Source organism: Mucilaginibacter dorajii, from assembly GCF_024808255.1.
Taxonomy (GTDB): Bacteria; Bacteroidota; Bacteroidia; order Sphingobacteriales; family Sphingobacteriaceae; genus Mucilaginibacter; species Mucilaginibacter dorajii.
On sequence record NZ_JANTYS010000014.1, the window covers coordinates 86039 to 111771 of the forward strand.

Below are 25733 nucleotides of genomic sequence, written 5' to 3' on the forward strand. Positions count from 1 at the left end.
TTCAAATGCACTCAAATTCTATCACGAAGAAACTATTTTCAGTATTACTAAGCGTGCTTATTTTAGGCGCTGTAAATGTAAAAGCACAAAGCCCGGTAAAAGCGCGTCCGCTTGCCGAATTACAGCAACAATTCGTCGATCTGCGTTTTGGCATGTTCATCCACTTTAACATCCCAACCTACGAGAATGCCGACTGGCCCGATCCTGAAACACCGGCATCCGACTTTAATCCTAAAAAACTGGACTGTGTGCAATGGGCAAAGGCAGCCAAATCGGCCAATATGACCTATGGTTGTTTAACTACCAAACATCATAGTGGTTTTTGCATTTGGGATACCAAAAGCACCGATTACAATGTGATGCACAGCCCTCTTAAACGCGATGTTGTAAAGGAATATACCAAAGCCTTCCGCGACCAGGGTTTAAAGGTAATGTTGTATTACTCTATTTTAGATACCCACCACAGGCTGCGCCCGAACCAGATCAAGCCTAAACATATTGAAATGGTTAAACAGCAGCTTACCGAACTGTTAACCAACTACGGCCAGATTGAAGCTTTAATTATTGATGGATGGGATGCACCATGGTCAAGGATTTCTTATGATGATGTACCTTTTGAGGAGATCTACAAACTGGTTAAAAAATTACAGCCCAATTGTTTGTTGATGGATTTGAACGGCGCTAAATACCCTGCCGAAGGTTTGTATTATACCGATATTAAAACCTACGAGATGGGTGCCGGTCAGCGTGTGCAAAAAGAAACCAACAAAATGCCTGCATTGGCTTGTTTGCCTATTCAAGCCAACTGGTTTTGGAAAACAGATTTCCCAACCACGCCTATCAGGGATGTAAACAAATTGGTTAACGATGTTTTGGTGCCGCTCAACAATGCCAGTTGTAACTTTATCCTGAATGTGGCCCCAAATACCGACGGTTTGTTTGACGATAACGCCATTGAAGGCTTAAAACAAATTGGTAAGCTGTGGAAAAATGCTGGTCCGGTTGATAAACTTGGCGAAACAGGTAATCCCATTATATCACATAACCTGGCCAAACGCGCGCCTGCAAATTCAAGCTGGAGCGATGATTCGTCTATCATGGATTTTGCAAATGATGATGATTTTGAATCGTCATGGCAATCAAATGACAGGGTAAAATCGCCATGGTACGAGGTTGATCTGAAACCTGGTCAGCAGTTTAATACCATTGTGATATTTGAGCGTAAAGCCAATATCAAAAAATACAAATTAGAGTACAACGACGGCACCAGCTGGAAACCTTTATTTGAAGGCGAAAACCTGAGCCGGGTAAAAGTTAACCGCTTTAAAGCCGTTAACGGTAACAAAGTGCGCATGTCAATAGAAACATCTGATAGTGCACCATCCATCGCGGAGTTTGGGGTGTATAATGAAACGTTGTAGATGTGTAGATGTGCAGATTTAAGATGTGCAGATGAAAAAACAATCTGTCATGCCGAATTTATTTCGGCACCCCACATGCAAGGTAGTCAGTATGAAGTTTACCTGTCCTGTGGGATCCTGAAACAAATTCGGGACGACTTCGGGTCTTAACCGCAAATCCAAAATGTCATCCCAAGCCGTTAGCTAACGACCCGGGATGACATTTTTTTATAAGCATAACCCTTTAATAAAACGTAAGTATGCCGCATAGCGGCTACCCGTTTGTAGATAAAATACCCCCATATCGATAATGCCGCATAGCGGCTACCTGTTATTGGATTATAAGTACCGGAAGACAATTCCTTTTGTTAACCATTTCCCAATCCACAAAAATCCCATTCCTTTTTCCTAATTTTATTAAGTAAATCAGCCTAAATAAAAATCATGGGTGTACAGGAAGTTATGGCCCAGCTGCAGGGGTATGGCAGCGAAAGCATCAAAAAGATCTTGTTGAAACACGGCATTAAAGAACCATTTTTTGGTGTAAAGGTAGAACACCTTAAAACCATCCAAAAACAAACCAAAACAGACTACCCCTTAGCCAAAGATCTGTTTGCCACCGGCAACGCCGATGCCATGTACCTTGCCGGCTTGATTACCGACGATGCGAAAATGACTAAAGAAGATTTGCAAACCTGGGTTAAACAGGCTGTGTCCAACAATATCAGTGAATACACGGTTCCATGGGTCGCAGCCGGGAGCAAATATGGCTTTGAGCTGGCTTTGGAGTGGATAGACTCGCCAGAGGAACATATTACCGCCGCAGGCTGGTCTACTTTGAGTAATACCGTAGCGCTAAAACCGGATGTGGAGCTGGATATTCCGGCATTAAAACAACTCCTTGAACGTGCATCAGAAAATATTCATTCGGCGGCTAACCGGGTAAAGTATACCATGAACGGTTTCATTATTTCGGCAGCCAATTACGTAACCGCGCTAACAGATGATGCTATTGCCATCGCCAAAAAGAACGGTGTGGTGATGGTAGATATGAATGGCACTGCCTGCAAAGTACCCGACGCACTTGAATATATTGCCAAAATGCAGGCAAAGGGGCAAGTGGGTAAAAAGAAGAAAACGGTGAAGTGTTGATTTATAGGATTTAGTTACCACTCTATTTGGATGCTTTTTAAGCGCGGCATTATCTATCGATCTTCCTCTCCACCCTGTCATGCTGAGGTACGAAGCATCTATTATTGAGCTTTGCAAAGCGAAGATGCATGGCGTAGATTAGATTCTTCACTGCGTTCAGAATGACAGTTTTCTAATATATGTTCTGGCTATAACCTCAACCCCAATCTGTACATCTGGAATTTGAAATCTGCACATTTAAACATCAATTCGTACATTCGCATATATGCACTTCATCTACCCGGCATTTTTATTTGCATTGCTTACGTTAGCCATCCCGGTAATTATCCATTTATTTAATTTTCGTAAGTTTCAGCGGGTAAATTTCAGCAACGTTCAGTTTTTAAAAGAAATTCAGGAACAGCAATCATCCCGCAGGAATTTAAAAGAACGACTGATCCTTGCGTCACGATTATTGGCACTGGCCTTTTTGGTATTCGCGTTTGCACGTCCGTTTATCCCCGCTCAAAACGCGGCAAATACTGGCCGGCAAAACGCGGTGAGTATTTTTGTAGATAACTCCTACAGCATGCAAACCCTTAACCGCGAGGGTTCATTACTGGATGATGCCAAACAAAAAGCCAAAGAAATAGCATCGGCCTATAATATTAATGATCGTTTTCAACTGCTTACTCAGGATTTTGAGGGCAAACACCAACGAATGCTAAGCAGGGATGAGTTTAATGACGCGGTAGACCAGGTAAAGATCAGCGCGCAAAGTCGCGGCCTGCAGCAGATCATCAGCAGGCAGCAAAGTTTATTGGTTACCCAGCCCGGCGCTGCAAAATCGGTGTATATTATATCCGATCTGCAAAAAAATATGGCCACTAAGGCATTGAAAACCGATAGTGCCATCGCCATAAATCTGATACAATTAAAAGCCGGTAACCTGCCCAATGTAGCTGTTGATTCGGTTTGGTTGCTCAGCGCCATTCACCGGCCTGGCGAAAGCGAGAAACTGGTGGTGCGCCTGCATAACTATGCCGATGAAAAGGCCGAAAAAGTTCCGCTGAAGGTTATTATTAATGGTGCTCAAAAAGCTTTGGGTAGCTATACCATAGCCGCAAGGGCCGTACAAAACGACACGCTGGCTTTTATGGGTTTGCAGGCGGGCTGGCAGCAAGGCGAGGTTGTTTTGCAGGATAACCCAGTTACTTTTGATAATCAATTCTACTTCAGCTTTAATGTAGCACAACAAATGCCCGTTTTGCTGATTGATGGCGGTACGCCAAACCCATACCTGAGGGCTGTTTTTGCTTCAGATCCATTTTTTAACGCACATAACACTCCAGATGGTAATGTTAATTACACGGCCCTGGGTACCTATCCCATCATCGTGATCAGCGATATTAAAACGGTATCAACCGGGCTGGCACAGCAACTAAAAAACTATGTAAATAAAGGTGGCACATTGGTAGTGTTCCCGGCTATTGATGCCGATTTGAACAATTACCGCGTTTTTTTACAGGCGATGAATGCGGCTTATCCTGAAAAGCTGGTGCCCGATGAAGCTAAGGTGTCGGCACTTAACCACCAAAGTCCGGTATTTAAAAACGTGTTTGAAAGCTTCCCGCCCAATCCCGATCTGCCGGTCGTAAAAAAATATTACCAGCTGAGCGCAGCGCATGGCAGTCAGGATAATTTAATGACGCTTACCGGCGGCCAAACTTTTTGGGCTGGTTACAATAGCGGCAGGGGAAAGGTTTACGTAGCTGCCGTGCCCCTTAACGAAGATTTTAGCAACCTGCCACGCCACGCGCTTTTTGTGCCGATACTATTCAGGATAGCGCTGCTGAGCGGGCACGACCTGCCTTTATTTTATACACTGGGTGCAGACGAAACCTTAGAAGTGCCACCCGTGCAGCTTACCGAGAAGCAACTGCTTAAATTAACCAAGGGCGGGCAAAGTACTATTCCGGATGTAAGGCAGCAGGATGGGAGTACCTTGCTTTATGTGTCTGATCAATTGCATGAGCCGGGTATTTACACTTTAAAAAAGCAGGATAGCACCCTGGCGACGCTGGCATTTAACGATAACAGGAATGAATCGGACCTGAGTTATTTAACGCCGGCTGCTTTAAAAGAAATTTTACCTAAACAAGCCTCCTTAATACCAGGTAGTAACGCATCGTTAAAAGGTATTGTAGCCGAAACAAATTTAGGCACGCAATTATGGAAACTTTGTATAATTTTGGCATTGATTTCGCTGGCTGCCGAAATTTTGCTCATCAGGTACTTTAAGCCCGGTGCGCAGGTGGTAAAACAGGCGGTTTAATCAACAAAAATCCTTTTAAAGCAGTGCTAATGAATTTGCTTATCAAATCTGCCACTATCCTTGATCCCGGATCACCTTTTCATCAACAAGTTGCCGATATTTTAATTGAAAACGGAGTTATAACCCGCATTGCCGATGATATTGAAGCCGATGCAGAGCTGATCGAAGCCGAAGGCAAATATGTATCGCCGGGTTTTTTTGACCTTAATTGCAACATTGGCGAATTAGGGCTGGAAACTAAAGAAGATATGCTATCGGGCACACGTGCCGCCGCTGCCGGAGGTTTTACCGGTGTGGCCATGATGCCAAACACCGCCAACCCGGTACATTCAAAAGCCGAAGTTGAATATCTTATAAACCGTGCCAAGGGTAACCTGGTAGATGTTTATCCTTTAGGAACCATATCGCACAAACGCGAAGGGAAAGACCTTGCCGAAATGTATGATATGCACCTGAGTGGTGCCAAAGCCTTTACCGACGGCAACCGCCCGGTACAGGATGCCGGCCTGATGGAGCGTGCCTTGTTATACACCCAGGGTTTTGATGCCATGGTTTTTTCGTACCCCGAAGATACTGCCATAGCCGGTAAAGCTAAAGTGAACGAAGGTGAAGTTAGTACCCTGTTAGGCATGAAGGGCATCCCTTCATTGGCCGAGGAACTGATGATTGCCCGCGACCTTTACCTGGCCGAATACACGGTATCAAAAATACATTTCAGTACCATATCTACCTCCCGCTCGGTCGAGCTGATCCGCGAGGCTAAACGCAAGGGGTTGGAAGTTACCTGCGATGTGGCGGCCCATCATTTGATCCTTACAGACGAAGCCTTGCTGGGTTTTGACAGCCAATATAAGGTAAAGCCACCTTTGCGCACTAAAGACGATGTGAAGGCTTTAATCAAAGGTTTAAAAGATGGTACCATAGATGCCATTGTATCGCAGCATACGCCGCACGAGATTGAGTTTAAAGATGTGGAGTTTGAAGTAGCCGCTTATGGTATGGTAGGTTTTCAAACCGCTTTGCCGCTTGCCCTTAAAACAGGTTTACCCGTTGAACTGATCATCGAAAAACTGGCCATTGCCCCCCGCGAAATTCTTGGGGTGGAGGTTCCTGTTATTGCAGAAGGTGAACAGGCCAATGTGGTTGTTTTTGATGTAGATGCGGAATGGGAATACAACAGCAAAAACAATTTGTCAAAATCGGTAAATTCTCCTTTTATAGGCCAAAGCCTAAAGGGCAAGGTACTGTTAACGTACAACAATCAACAAATACTTAAATAGAAAAACAATGATCGATCCGAAAATAGAAATTGCCTTCCAGGCGGCCTTAGAGGCATTTTCAAAATACAGCAGCTTTGATGCCTCATCGCTAACCGGCGATTTTGGTGACGTGTTTGCTTTAGATGAAGACTTTTTAGATAAAGTAGATGCCCTTGACGCGGTATTTGATAACAACCCCGACGTAGAAGCTTTACGCGAGGTGTTCTTCGATTTACTGATGATCAACTTTTTTAGTGCCGATGTAAAGAAACTGGAAGAAGACTACCTGGATACCCCGGAATGGGAAGATATTGAAGAGCAAACGCTTGACCGTGGTACCGAACTGTTAAACCTGCTGCTATACCTAAATGAGTGCGAAGATGAAGACATTGAGCCTGAATTGGAAGACTACCTGAAAGAATTTTTATTGGTTGATGAAGACGAGTTCCAGGACGAATACCGTATTTACGAACCGGTAATAGCCAACCAGATATTGATGGAAAGCCCGGTTGAGGAGATCAGTAGTGTAGCCAAAAGCCTGCCCGAAGATTCGGAACTGGCCGAACTGTTTTACCCGATGATGTGCTTTTTCCAAAACGTTGACCCATCACCTGACGCTAAAGCAGTAATTGCCGAGAACGCTTTGGAAAAAGAGTTTGATATGGCCGTGTTAGAGATCCTGATTAATTTTCAATAATTTTAACAAACACTAAAACTTAAAACGATGACAATTGACATTAAACAATTAAGAACATCTGCAGTTACTTTTGGACTGATTTTAGGTATTGCATTAGTTATATTGAATATACTATCATTTTATGTTATCATATCTACATCATCTGTAATTGCTATATCGGCTACACCCTTTATATTTTCTGTTTTATTGCCAATTGCATTGGTTATTGTATTATGTTTTAATCTTAGGAAAAAAATAGGTGGTTCGTGGAATTTTAAGCATGCGGCTACCGGTATTTTTATCATGTTTTTGGCTGCTTTTGTAGTGAAATTCATTGTTTATGATCAGTTATTTACAAAAGTAATCGAACCCAATACGGTTCAAAAAACTGAAACTGCTATGGTAAATGCGGTTACTACCTTTTTAGAAAAAAGTAACACCAGTCAGGATGTGATTGATAAAAAGATGGAGGAGATACAAAAGCAATTTGATGCTCAAAAGAACGTTACAATCGGAAAAGAGATACAAAGCATAGGTATTTCTATTATCTTCATGTTTGTGGTGGCAGTTATATTTGCTGCTTTCTTTAAAAAAGAAATCCATACTTTTAATCCTAATTTAGATAATGATCCAGCGGTTTAGATGATATATTATATAAACAAAACAGGCCTTTTCTGAAAAGAAAAGGCCTGTTTTGTTGTCGGAAAAAAAATCAGCACAAAAAAAGAGACGCATCTACATACGTCTCTAAAATAATATCAAAAAAAGCTTTTTGCTTTAAGCCTTCTGCTTTCAGTGCTATTCAAACCAGGCCATTACCACTTCTTTGGCAGGCATGGTAATATCAAGCTTTAGTTTTTTGCGCATACCGCCAAGGTCATTAAACACCTTGTTGGGGTTGCCGGCTTTAAGTTCTTCAACAGTGTTAAAGCCCATTTTATTTAGTACCGGTACCCACTCGGCAGGTACACCGATGTTTGTAAAGTCTTCGATAGTAACTACTTTAGCCTTTTTCTCTGGGCGCATCTGCGGGAAAAATAATACTTCCTGTATGGTGCTTTGGTTGGTCATCAGCATCACCAAACGGTCGATACCGATACCCAGCCCCGATGTTGGCGGCATACCGTACTCAAGGGCGCGCAAAAAGTCATCGTCCATCGCCATCGCCTCGTCATCACCACGACCGGCCAAAATCAATTGCTCCTCTAAACGCTCGCGCTGATCAATAGGGTCGTTTAATTCCGAATAAGCGTTCGCTATCTCTTTGCCGTTTACAAACAGCTCAAAGCGCTCCACCAGGCCGTCTTTAGTACGGTGCTTTTTAGCCAGCGGCGTCATCTCGATAGGGTAATCGGTAATGTATGTCGGCTGGATCAGGTTATGCTCTACCTTGGCGCTAAAGATCTCGTCTATCAGCTTGCCTTTGCCCATGGTAGGGTTAACTTCTATCTTAAGGTCGGCGCAGGTTTCACGCAAGCCGGCTTCGTCCATGGCAGATACATCGATGCCTGTATATTTCAGGATAGAATCATACATAGATAGTTTTTCGTACGGGCCTGCAAAGTTGATCTCGTTACTGCCAACCTGTACCACAGGGATACCATGAACGGCTTTAGCAACGGTTTCCAAACACTCCTCAACCATGGCCATCATCCATATATAGTCTTTATAAGCTACATAGATTTCCATAGCGGTAAATTCCGGGTTGTGGGTACGGTCCATGCCCTCGTTGCGGAACATTTTACCAAACTCATACACTCCATCAAAGCCGGCTACAATAAGGCGTTTCAGGTAAAGCTCGTTAGCGATACGTAAAAACAGCGGCATATCCAGCGTGTTGTGGTGCGTAGCAAACGGACGGGCCGCGGCGCCGCCGTGTACGGGTTGTAATATGGGAGTTTCAACCTCCATCCAACCCTGGTTGTTAAAGTAATCACGCATGCTGCTAATCACTTTTGAACGGTTGATGAAAATTTGTTTGTATGCAGGGTTAACCGTTAAATCAACATAACGTTGGCGGTAACGCAGTTCAGGGTCGGTAAAACCGTCGTGGATAGTTCCATCTTCCTCGCGTTTAACAACAGGGAGCGGTTTAAGTGATTTGGACAGCACGATCAATTCACGTACGTGAACCGAGATCTCGCCCGTTTGGGTTAAAAATACATAGCCTTTTATGCCGATGTAATCGCCAATATCCAGCAGTTTTTTAAATACGGTATTGTATAAAGTTTTATCCTCATCAGGGCAAATATCATCGCGTTTCAGGTACACCTGGATGCGACCGGTTGAATCCTGTAACTCGGCAAAAGAAGCACTGCCCATAATGCGGCGCGTCATGATACGGCCTGCAATTACTACATTTTGGTAGGCCTCGGGTTTTATTGCAAAATTATCGGTGATATCCTGTGCCCAGGCGTTAACATCAAAAGCTTCGGCAGGGTATGGGTTAATGCCCAGTTCCCTTAATTGTTGTAAAGATTCGCGACGGATAATTTCCTGCTCGGATAGTGCAATACTCATGTTTTGAACGGTATTTTTATTAAAGGTGCAAAAATAGCGTTTTAAATGGTTTATAGGACTGTAACGATGCAATATTTTGCTTATACAGCTATACCCGGCGAATTTTAAGGGAGCTTGAGGATAACTGTTAAAAAGAGGAGGAGGCATTACGCAAGAAATTGCCGGGACGGTTTTTGGCCGGCGGCAATATCATCTCAATAAATAATTGAGGTTTAGTTGTTTTGAATAGTGATCTTATTATCGCCAATTACTTCTACTACAACATTTTTGGCTTTATTGCCCAATTTGGCTACTTTATCGGGGTTAAAACCGTCGTAAAGTAAAATTTTATCGGCAGTGATATCTAAACGCTGGCCTTTATTTAAGTGTTTATCAACAATTTGATTATTTACAATAAATAGCGGCTGTGGCTCATTATCGTTTTTTGCCATGTAGGAGATTTTTGTTGATTCAATTACGCTTGATTTATCTTCAAATTTACCTTTGGCTCCATATACCATAAATGTGTTACGTGGTTGTGTGGCTATTGTTGCCTGTATTTTTGCTGCCGGCGACAAAGTTGCCGCCGCAGGTTTAACGTCGGGGGAGGCAGTGGGTTCGGCCGGGGTTACAGCAGGCTCGGGGCTAACAGGTTTAACATCAGGACCTGGCGCAACTGCCGGAACCAATTTAGTGCCTTTTTTGCCATTTTTTAATTGAACAGGGGGGAGGGGCGGCAAAGGTAATCCTACGGCACCTGTAGGTGGCGCTGGTGGAGGCGGAGGTGGCATTTTATTGATGTCTTTTGATGCCTTTGGATCTGCAGGTGGCGGTGGTGGCGGCGTTTTAAAGTCGGCCGAAACTACCGGTGGGGCAGGTGGTGGTGGTGGCGGAATTTTTTTAGCGCCTTTTGAACGCACTGGTGCTGCCGGCGGTGGTGTCTTAAAATCGGTTGAAACTACCGGGGGCGCAGGTGGTGGTGGCGGTAACCTGTGCAAATTTTTATGTGGCGCTATACCGGCAGGTGGCATTGGCGGCGGTGGCGGCATTTTAGGGAATATCAGCATTTTGGGGAATGTGTAGCCGTATTTTTCCTGTAACATGGCCAGCTCGGTAGTGCTTGCTTTACTTTTGTAATACTCTTTTTGCGCACCGTTTTTATCGGTGATGATCACCCTAAAATCGGTTTTGTTGTTAATAAGATAGCCGGTTTCCTCGTACTTGTAGCCTTTGCCGGTTATTGCTTTTGATTTAATTTGCGTGTGTGATAAGGTATCGGCAGCATTTTTGGGCGCTTTAACAGTAGTTTCCAAAGCAGTTTTATGCTTTGGTGCCAGGTCAATAAGCGCGTAATTTTTACTAAAAGCCAGCGTGGATGCGCAAAGCATCCCTCCGAAAATGGGAATGGCCACCAGGTATTTTAGCCTTGCTAACCTACCCGAACGTTTTTGATTTAACATAATGATCCTCTTTTTTAACAGGTTGTAATTGAAAAATGAATGCGTAACAGATGATCCGGTTAGCCCGTAAGCGTTATCAACCAAAAAGGTAGAATAGGCCAGGGGATCGTTACGCTGGGCCGCGGTTTGCTCATCAGCAATATATTCATGTACCGTTTTCAGGCTTATTTGTAACAGGTAAATGATGGGGTTAAACCAGTTGATGATTTTGATAAGCTCGATAAAAACAATATCAAACGAGTGTTTTTGGCGGATGTGCACCAACTCGTGCTGTATAATAATATCATTACCGATAGTTTTTGTGCCGATAAAAAGGTAGTTGAAAAACGAGAAGGCGGTATCGGTATCTTCCACATCAATCAGCTTATACTTATTATCAATCAGCGTTTTGCCCGATGTGGTAAGGTTAATGAGCCTGAACAGCTTGATAAACAGTAATAAAGCCAGCACTGCGATTCCAACAATATAAACAGCCCATAAAACATCATCACAGGTAATTTGATGAACCGTGGCCGGCTGGGGAGCAGGCGTACTTACTACCCGTACATTTTGCACCGCGTTATAGCTTATCGCTGTAATTTCGGGCAGCTTCTCTGCCGGTTTTAAAGTGCCTATCTGTACAACAGGCAGGATAAACGATAGGATACAACTCAACAACAGGTAGACCCGGTTGAGCGTATAATAGGTTTCCTTATTTAAAAACAGGCAGTAGCAGGCGTAAAATACGGCGAGGTAGATGTTCGCTTCGATAAGGTAATGCAGCCAGTTCATTTGGTCATTGTTTAATTGTTATAGAACAAGGTTTTGTTTTCCCGCTTTGAGGGTATTTGAGTATCCAAGCTGTACAAGGCTGGTAATGCATGGATAAGCTTCTTTCTGAAAGTTTTGCTCATTGGCATAAAATGTATTTGGCCCTTGTACAACAAATTGTATATATAAGGCGTATGAGCCGGCTTTAACAGGTATATCTTTATTGTACTGTTTTAAGCAATTTACCAGTTGTTGGCTAAATACCTGGCCGGTACTATTGGTGACCTTAATATTGGTAATATGCTGATCTTTAACTTCTATTAAGCAATTGATATTACCGGGGATATTCTCTTTTAAAGCCTTTTGAGGATAGCCAAGATGATCATTCAAATAGTTTGAAAAATGCTGAAACGCAACTTCATTATTAGCTGTTTTGTTCCATTTTGGCGCTACATCGATAAGCGCGTAGTTTTTACTGAAAGCCAGTGTTGATGCGCAAAGTATTAACGCACAAATTGGTATAGTTACCAGGTATTTTAACCTTGCTAAACTACCCGAACGTTTTTTGTTTAACATAATGATCCTCTTTTTTAACAGGTTATAGTTGAAAAATGAATGAGTAACAGATGAGCCACCAAGACCATATGCGTTATCAACCAAAAAAGATGAATAGGTGAGGGTATCGGTGCCTTGTGCGGTTTGCTCATCAGCAAGATACTCGTGTATAGTTTTAAGGCTTAACTGTACCAGGTAAATGACAGGATTAAACCAATTTGCAATTTTCACCAGCTCCATAAATATGATATCGAACGAGTGTTTTTGACGGATATGCACTAACTCGTGATTGATAATAGTTTCGCTACCGGTGGTTTTTGTGCCGATAAAAAGATAGTTGAAGAAGGAAAATGCAGTATCTGCATTTTCGATATTGATTAGTTTATATTGGTTATTTATTAGTGTTTTAGCTGAGGTTGCGAGTCGACCGAGCTTGAGTAGCTTAATGATCAGCAGCACGCTCCACACTATAATACCGGTAATATAAACAGCCCACAATGCATCGCCCCAGGTAAAACTATAAACGGTAACTGTTTGGTTCACAGTTGCCGCATTAACCACACCGCTGTGTGTAGTTAATCCATGACCTGTTATTGCTGAGACAGCAGGCAACCTGTGTTTTAAAGCGCTTACCTGTATAACTGGCAGTATGAAAGATATAATACAACTCAGCAACAGGTAGGCCCGGTTGAGTGTATAATAGGTTTCCTTATTTAAAAACAGGCAGTAGCAGACGTAAAATACGGTCAGGTAAATGTTTGCCTCTAATAGATAATGCAGCCAGTTCATTCGCTTCTGTTTATAGGTTTATTATTGGGAAATACCTTTAGGATCAGTCTTTTACGTAACCCACTACAACAATTTCATTTAAAGAAATGGATGGCTTTGATGCAACATGATTAGCCGTCATTGGTGCTTGATTATCAGCGGCTGTGGTCTCTGGCAAGTGAGCAACCTGGTTATCTTTACTATCAACTAAGCTAAAGGAGAGTGGCATCGAATAATAACCGGGTTTCAGATCAAGTGTGCCGTCGAAGGCTTTAACTGATCTTAAAACTTCTCCGTCCATTGCCGGGGTAAGCGTTCTAACAACTTTAGGATCAGTGATTTTACCGTCAATAATATTAAATGCAAGGATTACTCTTCCGCCTATATGTTTATTACGTTCAGCAGCGGGATATCGTACGGTTTTGGCCACATATTTATAAAAAGCATCGGTGGTGGTGCGGATAGATGTATCGGCCTGCAAGCTAACCGGTGGAGCAGGCGGTGGCGGAAGCTTGGTAGCATCATTAATTTGGACAGGGGCAGGTAAATTCGTTGCTTTTTTATCGGCATTATAAGGTGCCATTGCCGGATATTTACTTGCGCCAAATATTAGCATATTAAAATCATACCCAGGTGCTTTCAATTCTTTGGCATCAGGTGTTTTCACAAATTGATAATAATCGGTACAAAAATAAACAATCATTTTATGGCTGCCCGTGGCTTCATTTACTGTGCCTGTATATGATTTTAAGGCCCGTAACACCTCATTGCTAAATTCGGTTGATGCGTTTTTAACTATTCTGATATTGGTGATCTGCTGATCGGCCTTCACTTCAAAACTAACGCCAACCAATCCCGCTTTCCCTGTTTTTAACGCGTTGGCGGGATAAACGATAGTTTTATTCAGATAATTGAACAGGTTAGTATAGGTATCTTTAACAACAATCGGGGGCGGCGGTGGCGGCAAAAGCTGCGGACTGTTTTGTGACTTAGCTTTTTGCCCGCTATCGGTCAAAGCTGCCATAGTTGGTTGATTATGTTTGGGGGCAAGATCAACCAGGGCATAATTTTTACTGAAGGCCAGGGTTGATGCGCAAAGCAATCCCCCGCAAATAGGTACAGCCACCAGGTATTTTAGCCTTGCTAAATTGCCCGAACGTTTTTGGTTTAACATAATGATTCTCTTTTTTAATAGGTTATAGTTGAAAAATGAATGCGTTATAGATGGGCCATTAAGGCCGTAAGCATTATCAACCAAAAAGGACGAGTAGGTGAGGGCATCCGTTCCCTGGGCCGCGGTTTGCTCATCAGCAATATATTCGTGCACGGTTTTAACGCTTAGCTGCAGTAAATAAATGATAGGATTAAACCAGTTGATGATGCGCAGCAACTCGATAAAAAGAATGTCTGCTGAGTGTTTTTGACGAATGTGCACCAGCTCATGCCTGATAATGAGTTCGCTGCCGGCGGTTTTTGTACCAATGAAAAGGTAGTTGAAAAACGAAAAGGCAGCGTTTGAATTATTTAGTCCCACGAGTTTATAGCTATCGCCAGCCAGTGTTTTGGCATCGGTGGTCATTTTTATAAGGCGTACTATTTTGATGATCAGCAGTAATGAAAGCACCGCTATACCTGTTAGGTAAACGTACCAAACAACATCCTGTAACGTAATATGATTTGCTTCCGGCTTATAATTTACTATCGGCGAAGTAGTTACATTTGACGCGGCAGGCGCTACAGTTACATAGGCTTGTTGTGCAGCTGCGTCGGCAGGTTTTAGCGCGCCTATTTGTATAACAGGTAATATAAAGGAAATGATACAGCTTAATAACAAGTAAACCCGGTTAAGTGTATAATGCGTTTCCTTATTTAAAAACAGGCAATACCCGGCATAAAATACGGCAAGGTAAATGTTTGCTTCGAGCAGGTAATGCAGCCAGTTCATGATTGTTTTTTGTTTTTAAGGTTATCAATTAAAGAAGTAAGCTCGTCCAGTTCTTTCACGCTGATCTTTTTTTCGTCAACAATAAACGATACCAGGCTTTTGTATGAATTGCTGAAATAGTTATTCATCATTTTATCAAACGTGAATTTTTTGTACTGGTCATCGCTGATGAGGGGGAAGTACACGTGCGAATTACCATAGGCCTTATGATCTATATAACCCTTGCCTTCCAATACTCGCACCACGGTTGATACGGTGTTGTAAGCAGGTTTAGGATCGGGCATTTGTTCAATGATGTCTTTTACAATGGCTTCCTTTAAAGTCCACAGAATCTGCATGATCTGTTCTTCGGCTTTGGTGAGTTCTTTAACGTTCATAGTAAACTATTTTTATAGTTCAATAAAGGTATAACTATTTTTATAGTTTGCAAACTATTTTTATAGTTTTCTGAAAATAAATGTGCAGATATACAAATTTCAGATATGCAGATTATTTTCTGAACCGGGATTAAACAGATTTATCTGATTATTTAGATTTTGACAGACAGAAAAATCCTGGCAATCCTATAATCCGGCGAATCAAGGTTCAGACAAATTCTTTCGTTTGCTAAAAATATTAGGATTTTATCTATATTCGTGGCAACGGAGATGCAGCTAAATTTGCATATCTGCACATTTAAAATCTGCACATCTGTTATATGTCTTTGCTTCATAACGTCGCTTTATCATTTATAAAAAACCTTGGGCCGGTGGCGGCCAAATCATTGATGGCTTATTTAGGTGGGAGCGAGGAGGTTTTTAAAACTTCGCCGGCTAAAATGGCCACCATACCCGGTATTGGCGAGAAAAGGGCCACGCAATGGGATTTTGAAGAGGCTTTGAGATTGGCCGAAAGGGAGATCCTGTTTGCAGAGAAGCACGATATCGACATTATATATTATACCGATGCCCGCTACCCCAAACGCTTAAAAAACTGTGGCGATTCGCCCGTATTGCTTTACTCAAAAGGTAACATGGAACTGAACCTGCCCAAGGTGATCAGTATAGTAGGTACCCGCAACGCTACCGATTACGGCAAACAACTATGTCACCAGCTAATTGAGGAGCTGCAGCAATACAATGTTTTAATAGTAAGCGGGTTGGCCTTAGGTATTGATGTAGCTGCCCATAAAGAATGCCTGAAGTTGAACCTACCCACAGTAGGGGTATTGGGCCACGGACTGGATAGGATGTACCCCAGCCAAAACCGCGCAACAGCCGAAAGGATGCTGGAAAATGGCGGGTTACTCACCGAATACCCCTCGGGGACTATCCCCGACAGGGAAAATTTTCCGCAACGTAACCGCATAGTTGCCGGTATGACAGATGCTACCGTAGTGATTGAAGCCGGCATTAAAGGCGGTGCGTTGATCACCGCCGAAATAGCTAACTCTTATAACCGGGATGTTTTTGCGTTCCCGGGGCGGTTGGATGATATGTATTCTGAAGGCTGTAACTTCCTGATCCGTAATAACAAGGCAAGCCTGCTCACCTGCGTTGCCGATCTGGCTTTTAGCCTGGGCTGGGATAAACCGGATAGTACCCGGCCTGTTGAGCAGTTTTCGTTACCGCTGGATCTGACTAATGATGAGCGCCTGATCTTTGATATTTTACAGCAGCATAAAGTCCCTTTGGCTATTGATGACCTCACCATAAAAGCCAACATGCCCATGAGCATCCTGGCCATGAACCTGCTTAATATGGAAATGCAGGGCTATATCCGGTCGTTGCCTGGGAAAACGTATAGGGTGGGGTAGGATTTAGTTTAGTAGCAAGTAGTAAGTATCAAGTATCAAGTATCAAGAAGGTTGATTAATACTGACAAAAAGTACTATATAATAGGGTATAAAAATGGAAATACCGGTGGTTTTGCCATCGGTATTTTGGGTTGTGTTCTTTAATATAATATGTAGGCAATTAGTGCGGCAAAAACTTGCGAAGTTTTTAAAACTTCGCAAGTTTAAATAAGTTTTCTTACTACTTACTACTTACTACTTACTACTTACTAAATTAGTTTTGGATATGTAGTTGGGCTTTCAGCTCATTATAATTTTTTAGGTTAAGCGAGCTGATCTTTACACTGCCAGGTATAATTACGTACCTGTAACTATGTGCATTTGAAATGCTGCCGTACACGTTATTGTTATTTTTTAAGCTGATCTGTACATTACCAAGCGAGTACAAGCCCGACCATGTGTCAATTTCGGGCGTGGTGCCGGATAGGTAATTAATTACTACAGGCAATTGTGATACCTGGTCGGTAGGCCATATTACCGGATTGTAGCCGTTTAATTTAGCAAAAACAACTACAACACCTTTGTCAAGAATATCTTGTGTGATTTTGGGTTCGGGCATATTATAAGTAAAGGTTTTTGTACTGAAAACAGTAGTAATAGTATAGGTAGATGGCGTAAACCAATCAGAATAGATCACGTTTGCTGTACCCGGATCGCCTTTGGGGCCTTTCAGGTTTACCGGGGCAGGCCAGGTACCCCCTGTTTTAGGGCCGTAAAACGAGTAATTTACTGTATTTAAATAGTAATCGCCATTTACACCAACACTTGCAGCCGGTGCGGTGTTGCCGCTCAGGATGGTTGAGCCGTTTGTTCCACTGGCACCGGTAGCTCCTGTAGCGCCGGTTGCACCTTTAAGGCTAAATGGTGATCCCCAGCCGGCCGCTGTTTTAGGGCCATAAAAGCCACTGGTGGTAAGGTTGATAAAGAAATCGCCGGTTGCACCTAAGGTTGCATCTGGTGCGGCGGTGCCCGAGTAAATTTTTGTACCGTCGGCACCGGTTGCGCCTACTGCGCCAGCGGCACCTGTAGCGCCTGTAGTACCGGTAGCACCTGCGGGGCCAACGGCACCGTCTTTACCGCAAGAGGTTACAAACAGCGTACCGGCTGTTAATAACAGGAATAGATAGTTGATCTTTTTCATAATAGGATAATTTTGTTGGTTAATGAATTGAGTAATTATTTTATGAGTGATATAGCAATGGTTGTATGCCGATATCTTCATCACAAAATTTCATAAACCGCTCAAAGAATAAGGCAGCGCTTCTACGTGATAGCAGACGTGTTATCACTGATATTGAAGGGCGTATAATTACCTATAACGCATGGTGTTTTTACGATAGGTTAAATTAACCCCGCTTTAAATAGGCGTTGGGTACGTTTTGGGGCACATAGCTGATGCCGTAGGCATGTTTTATCAGCAGACTTACTACTTCTGTTACGGTTTTTTCCTTGCGATGGAATTGGGGTAATGAACCCATCATGGCATAGCTGATGGGGTTAACAGCCGGAATAAACGTTTCCCATTCGTAACCTTTTCCCCAGGTAAGTCCTTTTACAGTAAGCCCGAGATCAGCGCCATTTTGCAGCAGGAAGTGGAGCATATCTACAGACGCGTTTCCGTTTTGATTAACAGTATGGAATATAGGAGTGTGGCCGCCAAAGCCAAATTCGTCGTATGCTGCTTTGGCATTTACATCGGCACCGTGTTGTAAAAGTATTTGGGCACAGGCAAGGCTGTTGTATTCGGCGCAAAAATGCATGAGCGTGCCGCCAGTTAGGGGAGTATATGTATTATTATATAAGGTATAGGTTTTTGAAATGATGGCTGGATCCGTGGTGACAGCCGTTGCTAAGCTTTCAGCGTCATGAGCCAGTACTGCTAATAAAGCCTGGTCAGCAAACTCCAGCCCGGCATTTATAAAAGCTCTTACACAATCTTTAAATTTAGGGCTGCGGTAATACATCTCTACTATGGTAGTGAACAATGGCACACCATGATGAATTTCATTCGGATTACCGCCTTCACTAAAATACTGGCTGATGCCCTCAACGGAGTGGACTTCTATGGCGTAAAGAATTTGGTTGTAATCGGGCATTATAATATAATAGTGTCGCTTTATATAAAGTTAAAGATAAACCGGTCATATTCACATTTGCATCCTGATAATTCTAAAATTTTGCAGATTCTGATTCGGACAATTCCCCGTTAAGGATAGAAGCGGATACCGGCCCGTGATTAAGGCCTGCGCAGTATGAGCAGATAGCCTGGGCCGCAGGTAACGGCATTAATATTAAATCTTAAAGGATAAATTCTAAACTCTAAAATTCAAATTCTAAATAAGAAGCTCTAAAAACTAAGCCCCCAATTTAAATTTTATCCTATTTAAAAGGCTTAGATATTATAACAAATATTTAACAACCCAAAACAAACACCCAGCCCGGGCTGTCATTACAAAGCCTTTTTGTATTTTTACCGCTCAATTTCATTATGGAAAATAAACCCATAGCCCGCAAGCTTCGCTTACTATCGCAACTCATGGAATTGCATGAGGTTAACCCTTTTAAAATTAAATCAATAGCTAATGCCGCTTTTAAGGTTGATAAACTGCCTTTCCCTATTGCCGGCAAAACGCTGGAGGAGTTAGAGAAAGTTGATGGCATTGGCAAAAGCATTGCCGGCAAGATCATTGAACTTTTTGAAACCGGCACCATGGCCGAGATAGAAGAGTTATTGGCTAAAACTCCCGAGGGGGTTGTGGAAATGATGGGCATTAAGGGAATAGGTCCAAAAAAAGTAGCCATCATTTGGAAGGAACTGGGTATTGAAAACACCGGGGAGCTTTACTATGCCTGTAACGAAAACCGGTTGATTGAGGCCAAAGGTTTCGGGTTAAAAACACAGGAAGAGATCCGTAAGGCTATTGAATTCAGGATGGCCAGTAATGGTAAATTCCTGTTTGCCCAGGTTGAGAAGGAAGCCAACGAGTTGATGGATGAGATAAAAGCCGTGTTCCCAGGTGCATTGAAACATTTTGCGGGCGAGTTCAGGAGACTAAACGATATCATTACCGAAATTGTAATTGTGATTGGCAGTATTGACCAGGAGACGGCTTATAATACTTTGCTGGCATCGAATATTTTACAAAATGTGGCCCAGAATGAAAATCATATTTCTGGTGAGTTGAGTAATGGTTTACTGGTTAATATTATATGTGTAAGCAAGGATAATTACTATAAGGAATTATTCATAAACACTGGTACCGACGATCATGTGCAGGCCGTACTTGCCAGGATCACCGAAGATATAGAACAGCCGGATACCGAGGAAATGATTTATACCAAAGCCGGCCTGGGCTGGATGCAGCCCGAACTGCGTGAAGGAACCACATTTATTGAAAAGGCCGAGAAAAATGAGTTGCCAACTCTTATCAACTGGCACGATCTGAAAGGTAGTCTGCATAACCACAGCACCTGGAGCGATGGCGTAAATACACTGGAAGAAATGGCGCTGTATTGTAAGGACACGCTGAAACTGGAATACCTGGGCATGTGCGACCATAGCAAGAGTGCTTTTTATGCCAAAGGTTTAACCATTGAACGTGTACTGCAGCAACAGGAAGAAATTGATGGTTTGAATAAAAAACTGGATGGCTTCCATATATTTAAAGGAATAGAATCGGACATATTGTATGATGGTGGGTTGGATTACCCGGATGAGATCCTGGCCAAATTTGATTTTATTGTAGCATCGGTACACTCGATCCTTAAAATGGATGAGACCAAAGCGACATCAAGATTGATAACCGCTATTGAAAACCCATATACTACTATATTAGGCCACCCCACCGGCCGGCTATTGCTAAGCCGCAAAGGTTACCCAATTGATTATAAAAAGATAATTGACGCCTGTGCCGCAAATAATGTGGTGATTGAGATAAACGCAAACCCGTTACGACTTGATTTAGATTGGCGTTGGCATCAATATGCATTGGAAAAAGGCGTTATGTTATCCATAAATCCAGATGCCCACAGGGTAGAAGGCCATTTAGATATGCATTATGGTATTTTAGCCGCCCGCAAAGGTGGTGTATATAAGGAAATGTGCTTAAACGCGTTATCCTTACCAGAAATTACCAAAGTATTTGAAAAGAAACGGGGTGCCGTTGGTAGATAAAGGATTTTGGGAGCAAGGACTTTTGGACGAAGGAGCAAAGACTTTTAGACAAAAGAGCAAGGACCTTTGGATTAAAGAGCAAGGACAAACGATTTATAGGCACGCCGAATAATTAACAAGAAAAAAAAGGTTCAACTCCATGCATACCAATGAACTAATGAACCAGTGAACCAATGAACGAACTAAGACATAAGATCCGTACTATACAGGCAGCAGTTACCAAACCGGCTATTTTGGTTATTGGCGATCTGATGCTTGACCATTATATTATAGGTGGCGCTAACCGGCTTTCGCCAGAGGCACCGGTGCCTATTGTGAATGTAAAAAAAGAGACCTATACCCTTGGCGGTGCAGGTAACGTGGTGCAAAACCTGGTGGCTTTAGGCGCCGTTGTTACCGTAGCGGGGATTATTGGCGATGATGTTGCCGCAGCCCAGGTTATTGATATATTGAGTAACGAGGGGGTATCTGTTAATACGATTATTAAAGACAGTAGCCGCCCAACCACTGTTAAAACGCGTGTTTTGGCAGGTAGCCACCAGCTGGTTAGGGTTGATAGGGAAGTTACAGACGCGGTTTCGGTTGATATAGAGGACGAATTATTGGGCAAGTTAGGCGACTATATTGAGCAGGCAGATATGGTGATCTTATCTGACTATAACAAAGGCTTGTTTTCGCCGTCGTTAACACAAAGGGTTATTAAACAAGCCAATAAATACGGCAAAAAGGTAGTTATTGACCCCAAAGGATTAAACTACGAAAAATATAAAGGGGCCTTTATTATTAAGCCAAACCGTAAGGAATTAATGGAGGCTGCCAAAGTTGAAAAGGCCAATTCAATTGAAAGCTTACAACAGGCCGCGAAGGTAATATTTGAGCAAACCAATACCGAATACCTGGTGATCACGCTATCGGAAGAAGGCATGCTGATTATTGACGAACTGGCTTACAAATTATTGCCGGTAAAAGCTACCGAAGTATTTGACGTTACCGGTGCCGGCGATACGGTGCTGGCTGCAATGGTATATTTTATGGCCGCCGGTTTAAGCATTGAAGAAGCCTGCGAGCTGGCCAATCATGCCGCCGCTATTGTAATAAGGCAGGTTGGCAGTGCATCGGCCACTATTGATGAGATCATAGCTGATATGGAGAAAAGCTAACGCTTTTGGAGCAAGGATTTTTAGACAAAGGAGCAAAGACCGAATTAAAAAAAACGCGGAACTCAAGAAACAATACTCAAAACTAAAGAATGGTTTTAAAAGAATTAAAGGATCATCAACATACAATACAATTAGTTATTGATACGCTCACCGGTGATATTGAAAAGGCCTGTAAAATGATGGTTGATACGCTGAAAAATGGCAACAAGGTTTTGTTTGCCGGCAACGGTGGCAGCGCTGCCGATGCGCAACACCTTGCAGCCGAGCTAACCGGCAGGTATGTAAAAGAGCGTAAAGCTTTCCCGGGGATTGCCTTAACGGTTGATACATCGGCACTTACGGCTATTGCTAATGATTACCATTTTGATAGGGTGTTTGCACGCCAGGTGGAAGCCTTTGCCAGGCCAGGTGATTTGTTTATAGGCATCTCCACAAGCGGCAATAGCCAAAGTATTTTAAACGCTTTTGAAACGGCTACTCAGTTTGGGTGCAAAACTTTAGGTCTTTCGGGCAGGGATGGCGGCAAAATGAACGGTATTTGCGATTTAAATATTATTATACCATCAAACGCTACCGCCCGTATCCAGGAAATGCATATATTGATAGGGCATATTATGTGCCAGGCGGTTGATGACATGTTTGACAATTAAAATAAGAAATGAGAATAGATCTCGAAAAAACACTCACCGGTAAGATTAGCGATGTGCATGCACTTAAACAACAGGTGCAACAGTGGCAGGCCGAAGGCAAAAAAGTGGTTTTCACCAACGGGGTGTTTGATCTTTTACACATTGGGCACATCACCTACCTTGCCAAAGCTGCCGAGTTGGGCGATAAACTAATTATCGGCCTTAATGCTGATAGTTCTGTAAAAAGGATTAAAGGCGAAGGCCGGCCGGTTAATGATCAAAGCAGCCGGGCCGCTTTATTGGCAGCCTTGTTTTTTGTGGATGCTGTTGTTGTTTTTGAAGAGGATACACCGCTTAATCTTATCAGTACAGTATTACCCGATTACCTGGTAAAGGGTGCGGATTATGCTGTCGAAAATATAGTTGGTGCTAAAGAAGTTATAGCAAACGGTGGCGAGGTAAAAACTATTAATTTTGTTGAGGGGTATTCGTCAACCTCCATCATAAACAAAATCAGGAGCCAAACTACCTGATAGGGGCAGCAACATGAAGATACTGGTGATCCGCTTTAGCTCGATGGGCGATATTATATATACCACGCCTGTTGTAAGGTGTATAAAAAAGCAGGTACCTAATGCTGAAGTTCATTTTTTAACAAAGCCGGCCTTTAAATATATTTACGATAATAACCCCTATGTAGATAAGTTGCTGCTATTAAAAGCTACGCTAACAGAAACCATTGATGAAATTAAAGCGGAGCGATACGATTGCATTGTTGATCTGCACAATAACCTACGCACCGCCATTATTAAATTGCGTACCGGTATTCCCTCCAGTACTTATAAAAAACAGCCCATTAAAAAATGGCTTAGCTTAAAATTTAAGCTAAAGCTGATAGCGCCAACGCACCTGGTTGATCGTTACCTTGTTGCAGCTAAGCCTTTGGGTGTGGTGAACGATGGCCAGCCGATTGATTATTATGTTAAGGCAGAGCACCAGTTAAGCAAATTACTGCCTCCATCACATCAAAAAAGATATACAGCTTTTATTATAGGGGCAACACATTTTACCAAGCGGATGCCTAATGAGAAGATCATCAGCTTATGCCGTGAGCTAAAAATACCTATAGTATTGCTGGGCGGTAATGATGTTAAGGCCAATGGCGATGTGATAGCCACTGCATTAGGTGATGTTGTTTATAATGCTTGTGGAATAACTTCGCTCGATGAATCTGTTTTCCTGGTATCTAAGGCCGAAAGCATCATCGGTTTTGATACCGGCCTTACCCATATCGCCGAAGCTTTTAACCGGCCAATTGTATCTGTATGGGGAGGTACCGTGCCCGAATTGTTAGGTGTACAACCCTATATGGTTAAGGATGTGCTGGTTGCAGGTATCGACCTGAATTGCAGGCCCTGTTCAAAATTCGGACTTGAAAAATGTCCGCTTGGGCATTTTAAATGCATGAATGATATGCCGCTTGATGGTATTATCGATTTTGTAAATAAATAATATTATCAGGTTTGTTATACTGGTGCTGTTTATTGCGTAAAGACTTGTGATTAACCTTTAACAATAATCAAACCTTATCTATGAAAAAAGTATTCCTGCTCCTGCTTTTATCAGCCACAGCTTCAGTTTCTTTCGCGCAATCAATTTCTTTAGGCATCAAAGGAAGTGTAAATCTGGCAAGCTTAAACAATAAGTATAGTTACACTACACTAAGATCATCAATGGGCTCCATAACCTCGTTTGCAATTGGTGCTTTTGCCGATCTTCGGTTGGGTAACTGGTCTGTACAGCCCGGAGCTTATTTTGCCGGCAAAGGTGGTAAAGAAAGTCAATTCATATCAGCCACCGATATTGTTGGCGGTTACAGCGCCAAACTTAATCCCTTTTATGTACAGGTTCCGGTACCTGTTTTGTACCACATCCCGGTTGTTGCCGGCGAGATATTTTTAGGGGCCGGTCCGTACGCGGCGTTCGCGGTGTCGGGCAAAATAACAGGGTCGTCAACTTATGCGCAGGAAGGTGACCCGGGCTTCGAAAGTCAGACTACCAATATCGACAGGAATTTAAAGTTCGGAAACACCGAAGGCGATGACCTTAAATCCCGTGATTATGGCGCTACCTTTTTAGCTGGTTTTAAATTGACTAATGGGATTCTGTTAAGCGCCAATTATGATCTTGGGATCTCTGATATAGCAGTAAACGGGAGCGGAGTCAAAAGGCACAATCATGTTTTGGGTTTTTCTGTGGGAATAGTGTTTTAACAAATAAGGGGGGAGCTGCCGGCGTTCGGTTAAGTTGTTCTTCAGGAGGATGTGATTTTATACGCAGCAATAACCGCTTGCAGCAGCCTCATTTTATTTACTATATTTTATACATTTGGTAAACCAATAGCCTAAGCGTATGAAAAAATTAATACTCTCGTTGTTTTTGATAGCTTCCTCTATAGCCGTTTTTGCGCAATTACCAAGTATTGGTATAAAGGGAGGCGTTAATTTTGCAACCATCAGCGGTTCGGGAACAGAAAGTCAAACTGTGGCGGGTACCAATCTTATTGCTCATTCCGGGTCAATAACTTCGTTTAATGTAGGTGTTTTTATAGATGTAAAAATGGGGCATTTCTCGTTGCAGCCGGCTGTGAGTTTAACAGGAAAAGGTGGCACTTTTAACGGTGTTACAGGCCAGCTTCCTAATGGATCGGTAAGTACGGTAGATAGTAAATATCATTTGTATTATGTACAGGTGCCGGTAAATGTACTTTACCATGTGCCCTTTGTGGTTGGCGATTTTTATATCGGCGCCGGTCCGTATGTAGGGTTGGGTGTATACGGTAAGCACAAACAATCTGCCGATAATAATAGTAATGGTACGCATACTTACTTTTCATCAGATGAGAAAGTAAAGTTTGGTGATAATGATGACATTAAACCTTATGATTTAGGTGCCAATGCCCTTGCCGGTATCAAACTAAAAGGCGGCTTACTGCTAAACCTTAATTATGATTTAGGCTTATCAAACATACTGCCCAATGCCGACGGCCGGAATTTTAAAACCCGTACTTTAGGGGTTTCGGTAGGTTTTGTTTTTTAAGTTTGATAAAACAAAAACAACCTGCCCTGCTTATATTTTAAAACAGGTGGTATAAATAC

The 25733-nt window shown here is 42.6% G+C and carries 21 protein-coding genes; 14 read left to right on the forward strand and 7 right to left on the reverse strand.

Annotation, left to right across the window (positions count from 1 at the left end; genetic code table 11):
• The first annotated feature begins 5 nt into the window (after positions 1-5).
• From FHS10_RS18710 to FHS10_RS18735, 6 genes are all read left to right on the forward strand, one after another.
• Entirely contained in the window at positions 6-1421 is a 1416-nt protein-coding gene (locus FHS10_RS18710) for an alpha-L-fucosidase (RefSeq protein ID WP_259093375.1), read from the forward strand.
• Positions 1422-1844: 423 nt separating this feature from the next.
• Positions 1845-2552 carry a DNA alkylation repair protein gene (locus tag FHS10_RS18715; RefSeq protein ID WP_259093378.1) on the forward strand — a complete coding sequence of 236 codons (708 nt, stop codon included), beginning with the start codon at positions 1845-1847 and terminating at the stop codon, positions 2550-2552.
• Between the two features lie 265 nt (positions 2553-2817).
• Entirely contained in the window at positions 2818-4866 is a 2049-nt protein-coding gene (locus FHS10_RS18720) for a BatA domain-containing protein (protein WP_259093380.1), read from the forward strand.
• Between the two features lie 29 nt (positions 4867-4895).
• On the forward strand, positions 4896-6146 hold the full coding sequence (locus FHS10_RS18725) for a dihydroorotase (RefSeq protein WP_259093382.1): 1251 nt from the start codon (positions 4896-4898) through the stop codon (positions 6144-6146).
• Between the two features lie 7 nt (positions 6147-6153).
• Positions 6154-6822 carry a hypothetical protein gene (locus FHS10_RS18730; protein ID WP_259093385.1) on the forward strand — a complete coding sequence of 223 codons (669 nt, stop codon included), beginning with the start codon at positions 6154-6156 and terminating at the stop codon, positions 6820-6822.
• A 27-nt stretch (positions 6823-6849) separates the two neighbouring features.
• Positions 6850-7443, forward strand: a complete 594-nt coding sequence (locus tag FHS10_RS18735) for a DUF4199 domain-containing protein (protein WP_259093387.1) — start codon at positions 6850-6852, stop codon at positions 7441-7443.
• Positions 7444-7599: 156 nt separating this feature from the next.
• On the opposite strand, the gene lysS is transcribed toward FHS10_RS18735, so the two are convergent.
• The 5 genes from lysS to FHS10_RS18760 form a co-directional block, all read right to left on the reverse strand.
• Positions 7600-9321, reverse strand: a complete 1722-nt coding sequence (gene lysS, locus FHS10_RS18740; protein WP_259093390.1) for a lysine--tRNA ligase — start codon at positions 9319-9321, stop codon at positions 7600-7602.
• A gap of 212 nt (positions 9322-9533) precedes the next feature.
• Positions 9534-11531 carry a M56 family metallopeptidase gene (locus FHS10_RS29230; RefSeq protein ID WP_310504192.1) on the reverse strand — a complete coding sequence of 666 codons (1998 nt, stop codon included), beginning with the start codon at positions 11529-11531 and terminating at the stop codon, positions 9534-9536.
• An 18-nt stretch (positions 11532-11549) separates the two neighbouring features.
• Positions 11550-12854, reverse strand: coding sequence for a M56 family metallopeptidase (locus tag FHS10_RS18750; protein WP_259093393.1), 1305 nt, complete (start codon positions 12852-12854; stop codon positions 11550-11552).
• Positions 12855-12897: 43 nt separating this feature from the next.
• Positions 12898-14778, reverse strand: a complete 1881-nt coding sequence (locus FHS10_RS18755) for an energy transducer TonB (RefSeq protein ID WP_259093395.1) — start codon at positions 14776-14778, stop codon at positions 12898-12900.
• Positions 14775-15155, reverse strand: a complete 381-nt coding sequence (locus FHS10_RS18760) for a BlaI/MecI/CopY family transcriptional regulator (protein ID WP_259093397.1) — start codon at positions 15153-15155, stop codon at positions 14775-14777. The genes FHS10_RS18755 and FHS10_RS18760 overlap by 4 nt, the downstream gene beginning before the upstream one ends.
• Positions 15156-15475: 320 nt before the next feature.
• Here FHS10_RS18760 and dprA point away from each other — a divergent pair, with 320 nt between their 5' ends.
• Positions 15476-16573: a DNA-processing protein DprA gene (gene dprA / locus FHS10_RS18765; RefSeq protein WP_259093398.1), complete on the forward strand. Its 1098-nt coding sequence runs from the start codon at positions 15476-15478 to the stop codon at positions 16571-16573.
• Between the two features lie 253 nt (positions 16574-16826).
• Here the strand turns inward: dprA and FHS10_RS18770 are convergent, their stop codons facing one another.
• Together FHS10_RS18770 and FHS10_RS18775 are read right to left on the reverse strand one after the other, a co-directional pair.
• Positions 16827-17753, reverse strand: a complete 927-nt coding sequence (locus tag FHS10_RS18770; RefSeq protein ID WP_259093400.1) for a hypothetical protein — start codon at positions 17751-17753, stop codon at positions 16827-16829.
• A gap of 205 nt (positions 17754-17958) precedes the next feature.
• A complete protein-coding gene (locus FHS10_RS18775; protein WP_259093401.1) occupies positions 17959-18708 on the reverse strand; it encodes an ankyrin repeat domain-containing protein in 750 nt (249 codons plus the stop codon).
• Positions 18709-19100: 392 nt separating this feature from the next.
• On the opposite strand from FHS10_RS18775, the gene FHS10_RS18780 reads away from it, so the two are divergent.
• The 7 genes from FHS10_RS18780 (at position 19101) to FHS10_RS18810 (ending at position 25674) form a co-directional block, all read left to right on the forward strand.
• Entirely contained in the window at positions 19101-20786 is a 1686-nt protein-coding gene (locus FHS10_RS18780; protein WP_259093403.1) for a DNA polymerase/3'-5' exonuclease PolX, read from the forward strand.
• A 173-nt stretch (positions 20787-20959) separates the two neighbouring features.
• A complete protein-coding gene (gene rfaE1 / locus FHS10_RS18785; RefSeq protein WP_259093404.1) occupies positions 20960-21946 on the forward strand; it encodes a D-glycero-beta-D-manno-heptose-7-phosphate kinase in 987 nt (328 codons plus the stop codon).
• 89 nt (positions 21947-22035) lie between these two features.
• Complete coding sequence (gmhA, locus tag FHS10_RS18790; RefSeq protein WP_259093406.1) at positions 22036-22596, forward strand: D-sedoheptulose 7-phosphate isomerase; 561 nt, start codon at positions 22036-22038, stop codon at positions 22594-22596.
• A gap of 8 nt (positions 22597-22604) precedes the next feature.
• The gene (gene rfaE2 / locus FHS10_RS18795) at positions 22605-23108 is read left to right on the forward strand and encodes a D-glycero-beta-D-manno-heptose 1-phosphate adenylyltransferase (protein WP_259093408.1); all 504 of its coding nucleotides are present in this window, start codon (positions 22605-22607) and stop codon (positions 23106-23108) included.
• A gap of 13 nt (positions 23109-23121) precedes the next feature.
• Positions 23122-24087, forward strand: coding sequence for a glycosyltransferase family 9 protein (locus tag FHS10_RS18800; protein ID WP_259093409.1), 966 nt, complete (start codon positions 23122-23124; stop codon positions 24085-24087).
• 80 nt (positions 24088-24167) lie between these two features.
• A complete protein-coding gene (locus tag FHS10_RS18805; protein ID WP_259093411.1) occupies positions 24168-24848 on the forward strand; it encodes a porin family protein in 681 nt (226 codons plus the stop codon).
• 139 nt (positions 24849-24987) lie between these two features.
• Positions 24988-25674, forward strand: coding sequence for an outer membrane beta-barrel protein (locus FHS10_RS18810; RefSeq protein WP_259093412.1), 687 nt, complete (start codon positions 24988-24990; stop codon positions 25672-25674).
• The last annotated feature ends 59 nt before the right edge of the window (positions 25675-25733 follow it).

Excerpts from the sequence above, each read along its gene's own strand:
- FHS10_RS18710 (WP_259093375.1), top strand. The coding sequence starts at position 6 with ATGCACTCAAATTCTATCACGAAGAAACTATTTTCAGTATTACTAAGC.
- FHS10_RS18715 (WP_259093378.1), top strand. The coding sequence starts at position 1,845 with ATGGGTGTACAGGAAGTTATGGCCCAGCTGCAGGGGTATGGCAGCGAA.
- FHS10_RS18720 (WP_259093380.1), top strand. The coding sequence starts at position 2,818 with ATGCACTTCATCTACCCGGCATTTTTATTTGCATTGCTTACGTTAGCC.
- FHS10_RS18725 (WP_259093382.1), top strand. The coding sequence starts at position 4,896 with ATGAATTTGCTTATCAAATCTGCCACTATCCTTGATCCCGGATCACCT.
- FHS10_RS18730 (WP_259093385.1), top strand. The coding sequence starts at position 6,154 with ATGATCGATCCGAAAATAGAAATTGCCTTCCAGGCGGCCTTAGAGGCA.
- FHS10_RS18735 (WP_259093387.1), top strand. The coding sequence starts at position 6,850 with ATGACAATTGACATTAAACAATTAAGAACATCTGCAGTTACTTTTGGA.
- lysS (WP_259093390.1), bottom strand. The coding sequence starts at position 9,321 with ATGAGTATTGCACTATCCGAGCAGGAAATTATCCGTCGCGAATCTTTA.
- FHS10_RS29230 (WP_310504192.1), bottom strand. The coding sequence starts at position 11,531 with ATGAACTGGCTGCATTACCTTATCGAAGCGAACATCTACCTCGCCGTA.
- FHS10_RS18750 (WP_259093393.1), bottom strand. The coding sequence starts at position 12,854 with ATGAACTGGCTGCATTATCTATTAGAGGCAAACATTTACCTGACCGTA.
- FHS10_RS18755 (WP_259093395.1), bottom strand. The coding sequence starts at position 14,778 with ATGAACTGGCTGCATTACCTGCTCGAAGCAAACATTTACCTTGCCGTA.
- FHS10_RS18760 (WP_259093397.1), bottom strand. The coding sequence starts at position 15,155 with ATGAACGTTAAAGAACTCACCAAAGCCGAAGAACAGATCATGCAGATT.
- dprA (WP_259093398.1), top strand. The coding sequence starts at position 15,476 with ATGTCTTTGCTTCATAACGTCGCTTTATCATTTATAAAAAACCTTGGG.
- FHS10_RS18770 (WP_259093400.1), bottom strand. The coding sequence starts at position 17,753 with ATGAAAAAGATCAACTATCTATTCCTGTTATTAACAGCCGGTACGCTG.
- FHS10_RS18775 (WP_259093401.1), bottom strand. The coding sequence starts at position 18,708 with ATGCCCGATTACAACCAAATTCTTTACGCCATAGAAGTCCACTCCGTT.
- FHS10_RS18780 (WP_259093403.1), top strand. The coding sequence starts at position 19,101 with ATGGAAAATAAACCCATAGCCCGCAAGCTTCGCTTACTATCGCAACTC.
- rfaE1 (WP_259093404.1), top strand. The coding sequence starts at position 20,960 with ATGAACGAACTAAGACATAAGATCCGTACTATACAGGCAGCAGTTACC.
- gmhA (WP_259093406.1), top strand. The coding sequence starts at position 22,036 with ATGGTTTTAAAAGAATTAAAGGATCATCAACATACAATACAATTAGTT.
- rfaE2 (WP_259093408.1), top strand. The coding sequence starts at position 22,605 with ATGAGAATAGATCTCGAAAAAACACTCACCGGTAAGATTAGCGATGTG.
- FHS10_RS18800 (WP_259093409.1), top strand. The coding sequence starts at position 23,122 with ATGAAGATACTGGTGATCCGCTTTAGCTCGATGGGCGATATTATATAT.
- FHS10_RS18805 (WP_259093411.1), top strand. The coding sequence starts at position 24,168 with ATGAAAAAAGTATTCCTGCTCCTGCTTTTATCAGCCACAGCTTCAGTT.
- FHS10_RS18810 (WP_259093412.1), top strand. The coding sequence starts at position 24,988 with ATGAAAAAATTAATACTCTCGTTGTTTTTGATAGCTTCCTCTATAGCC.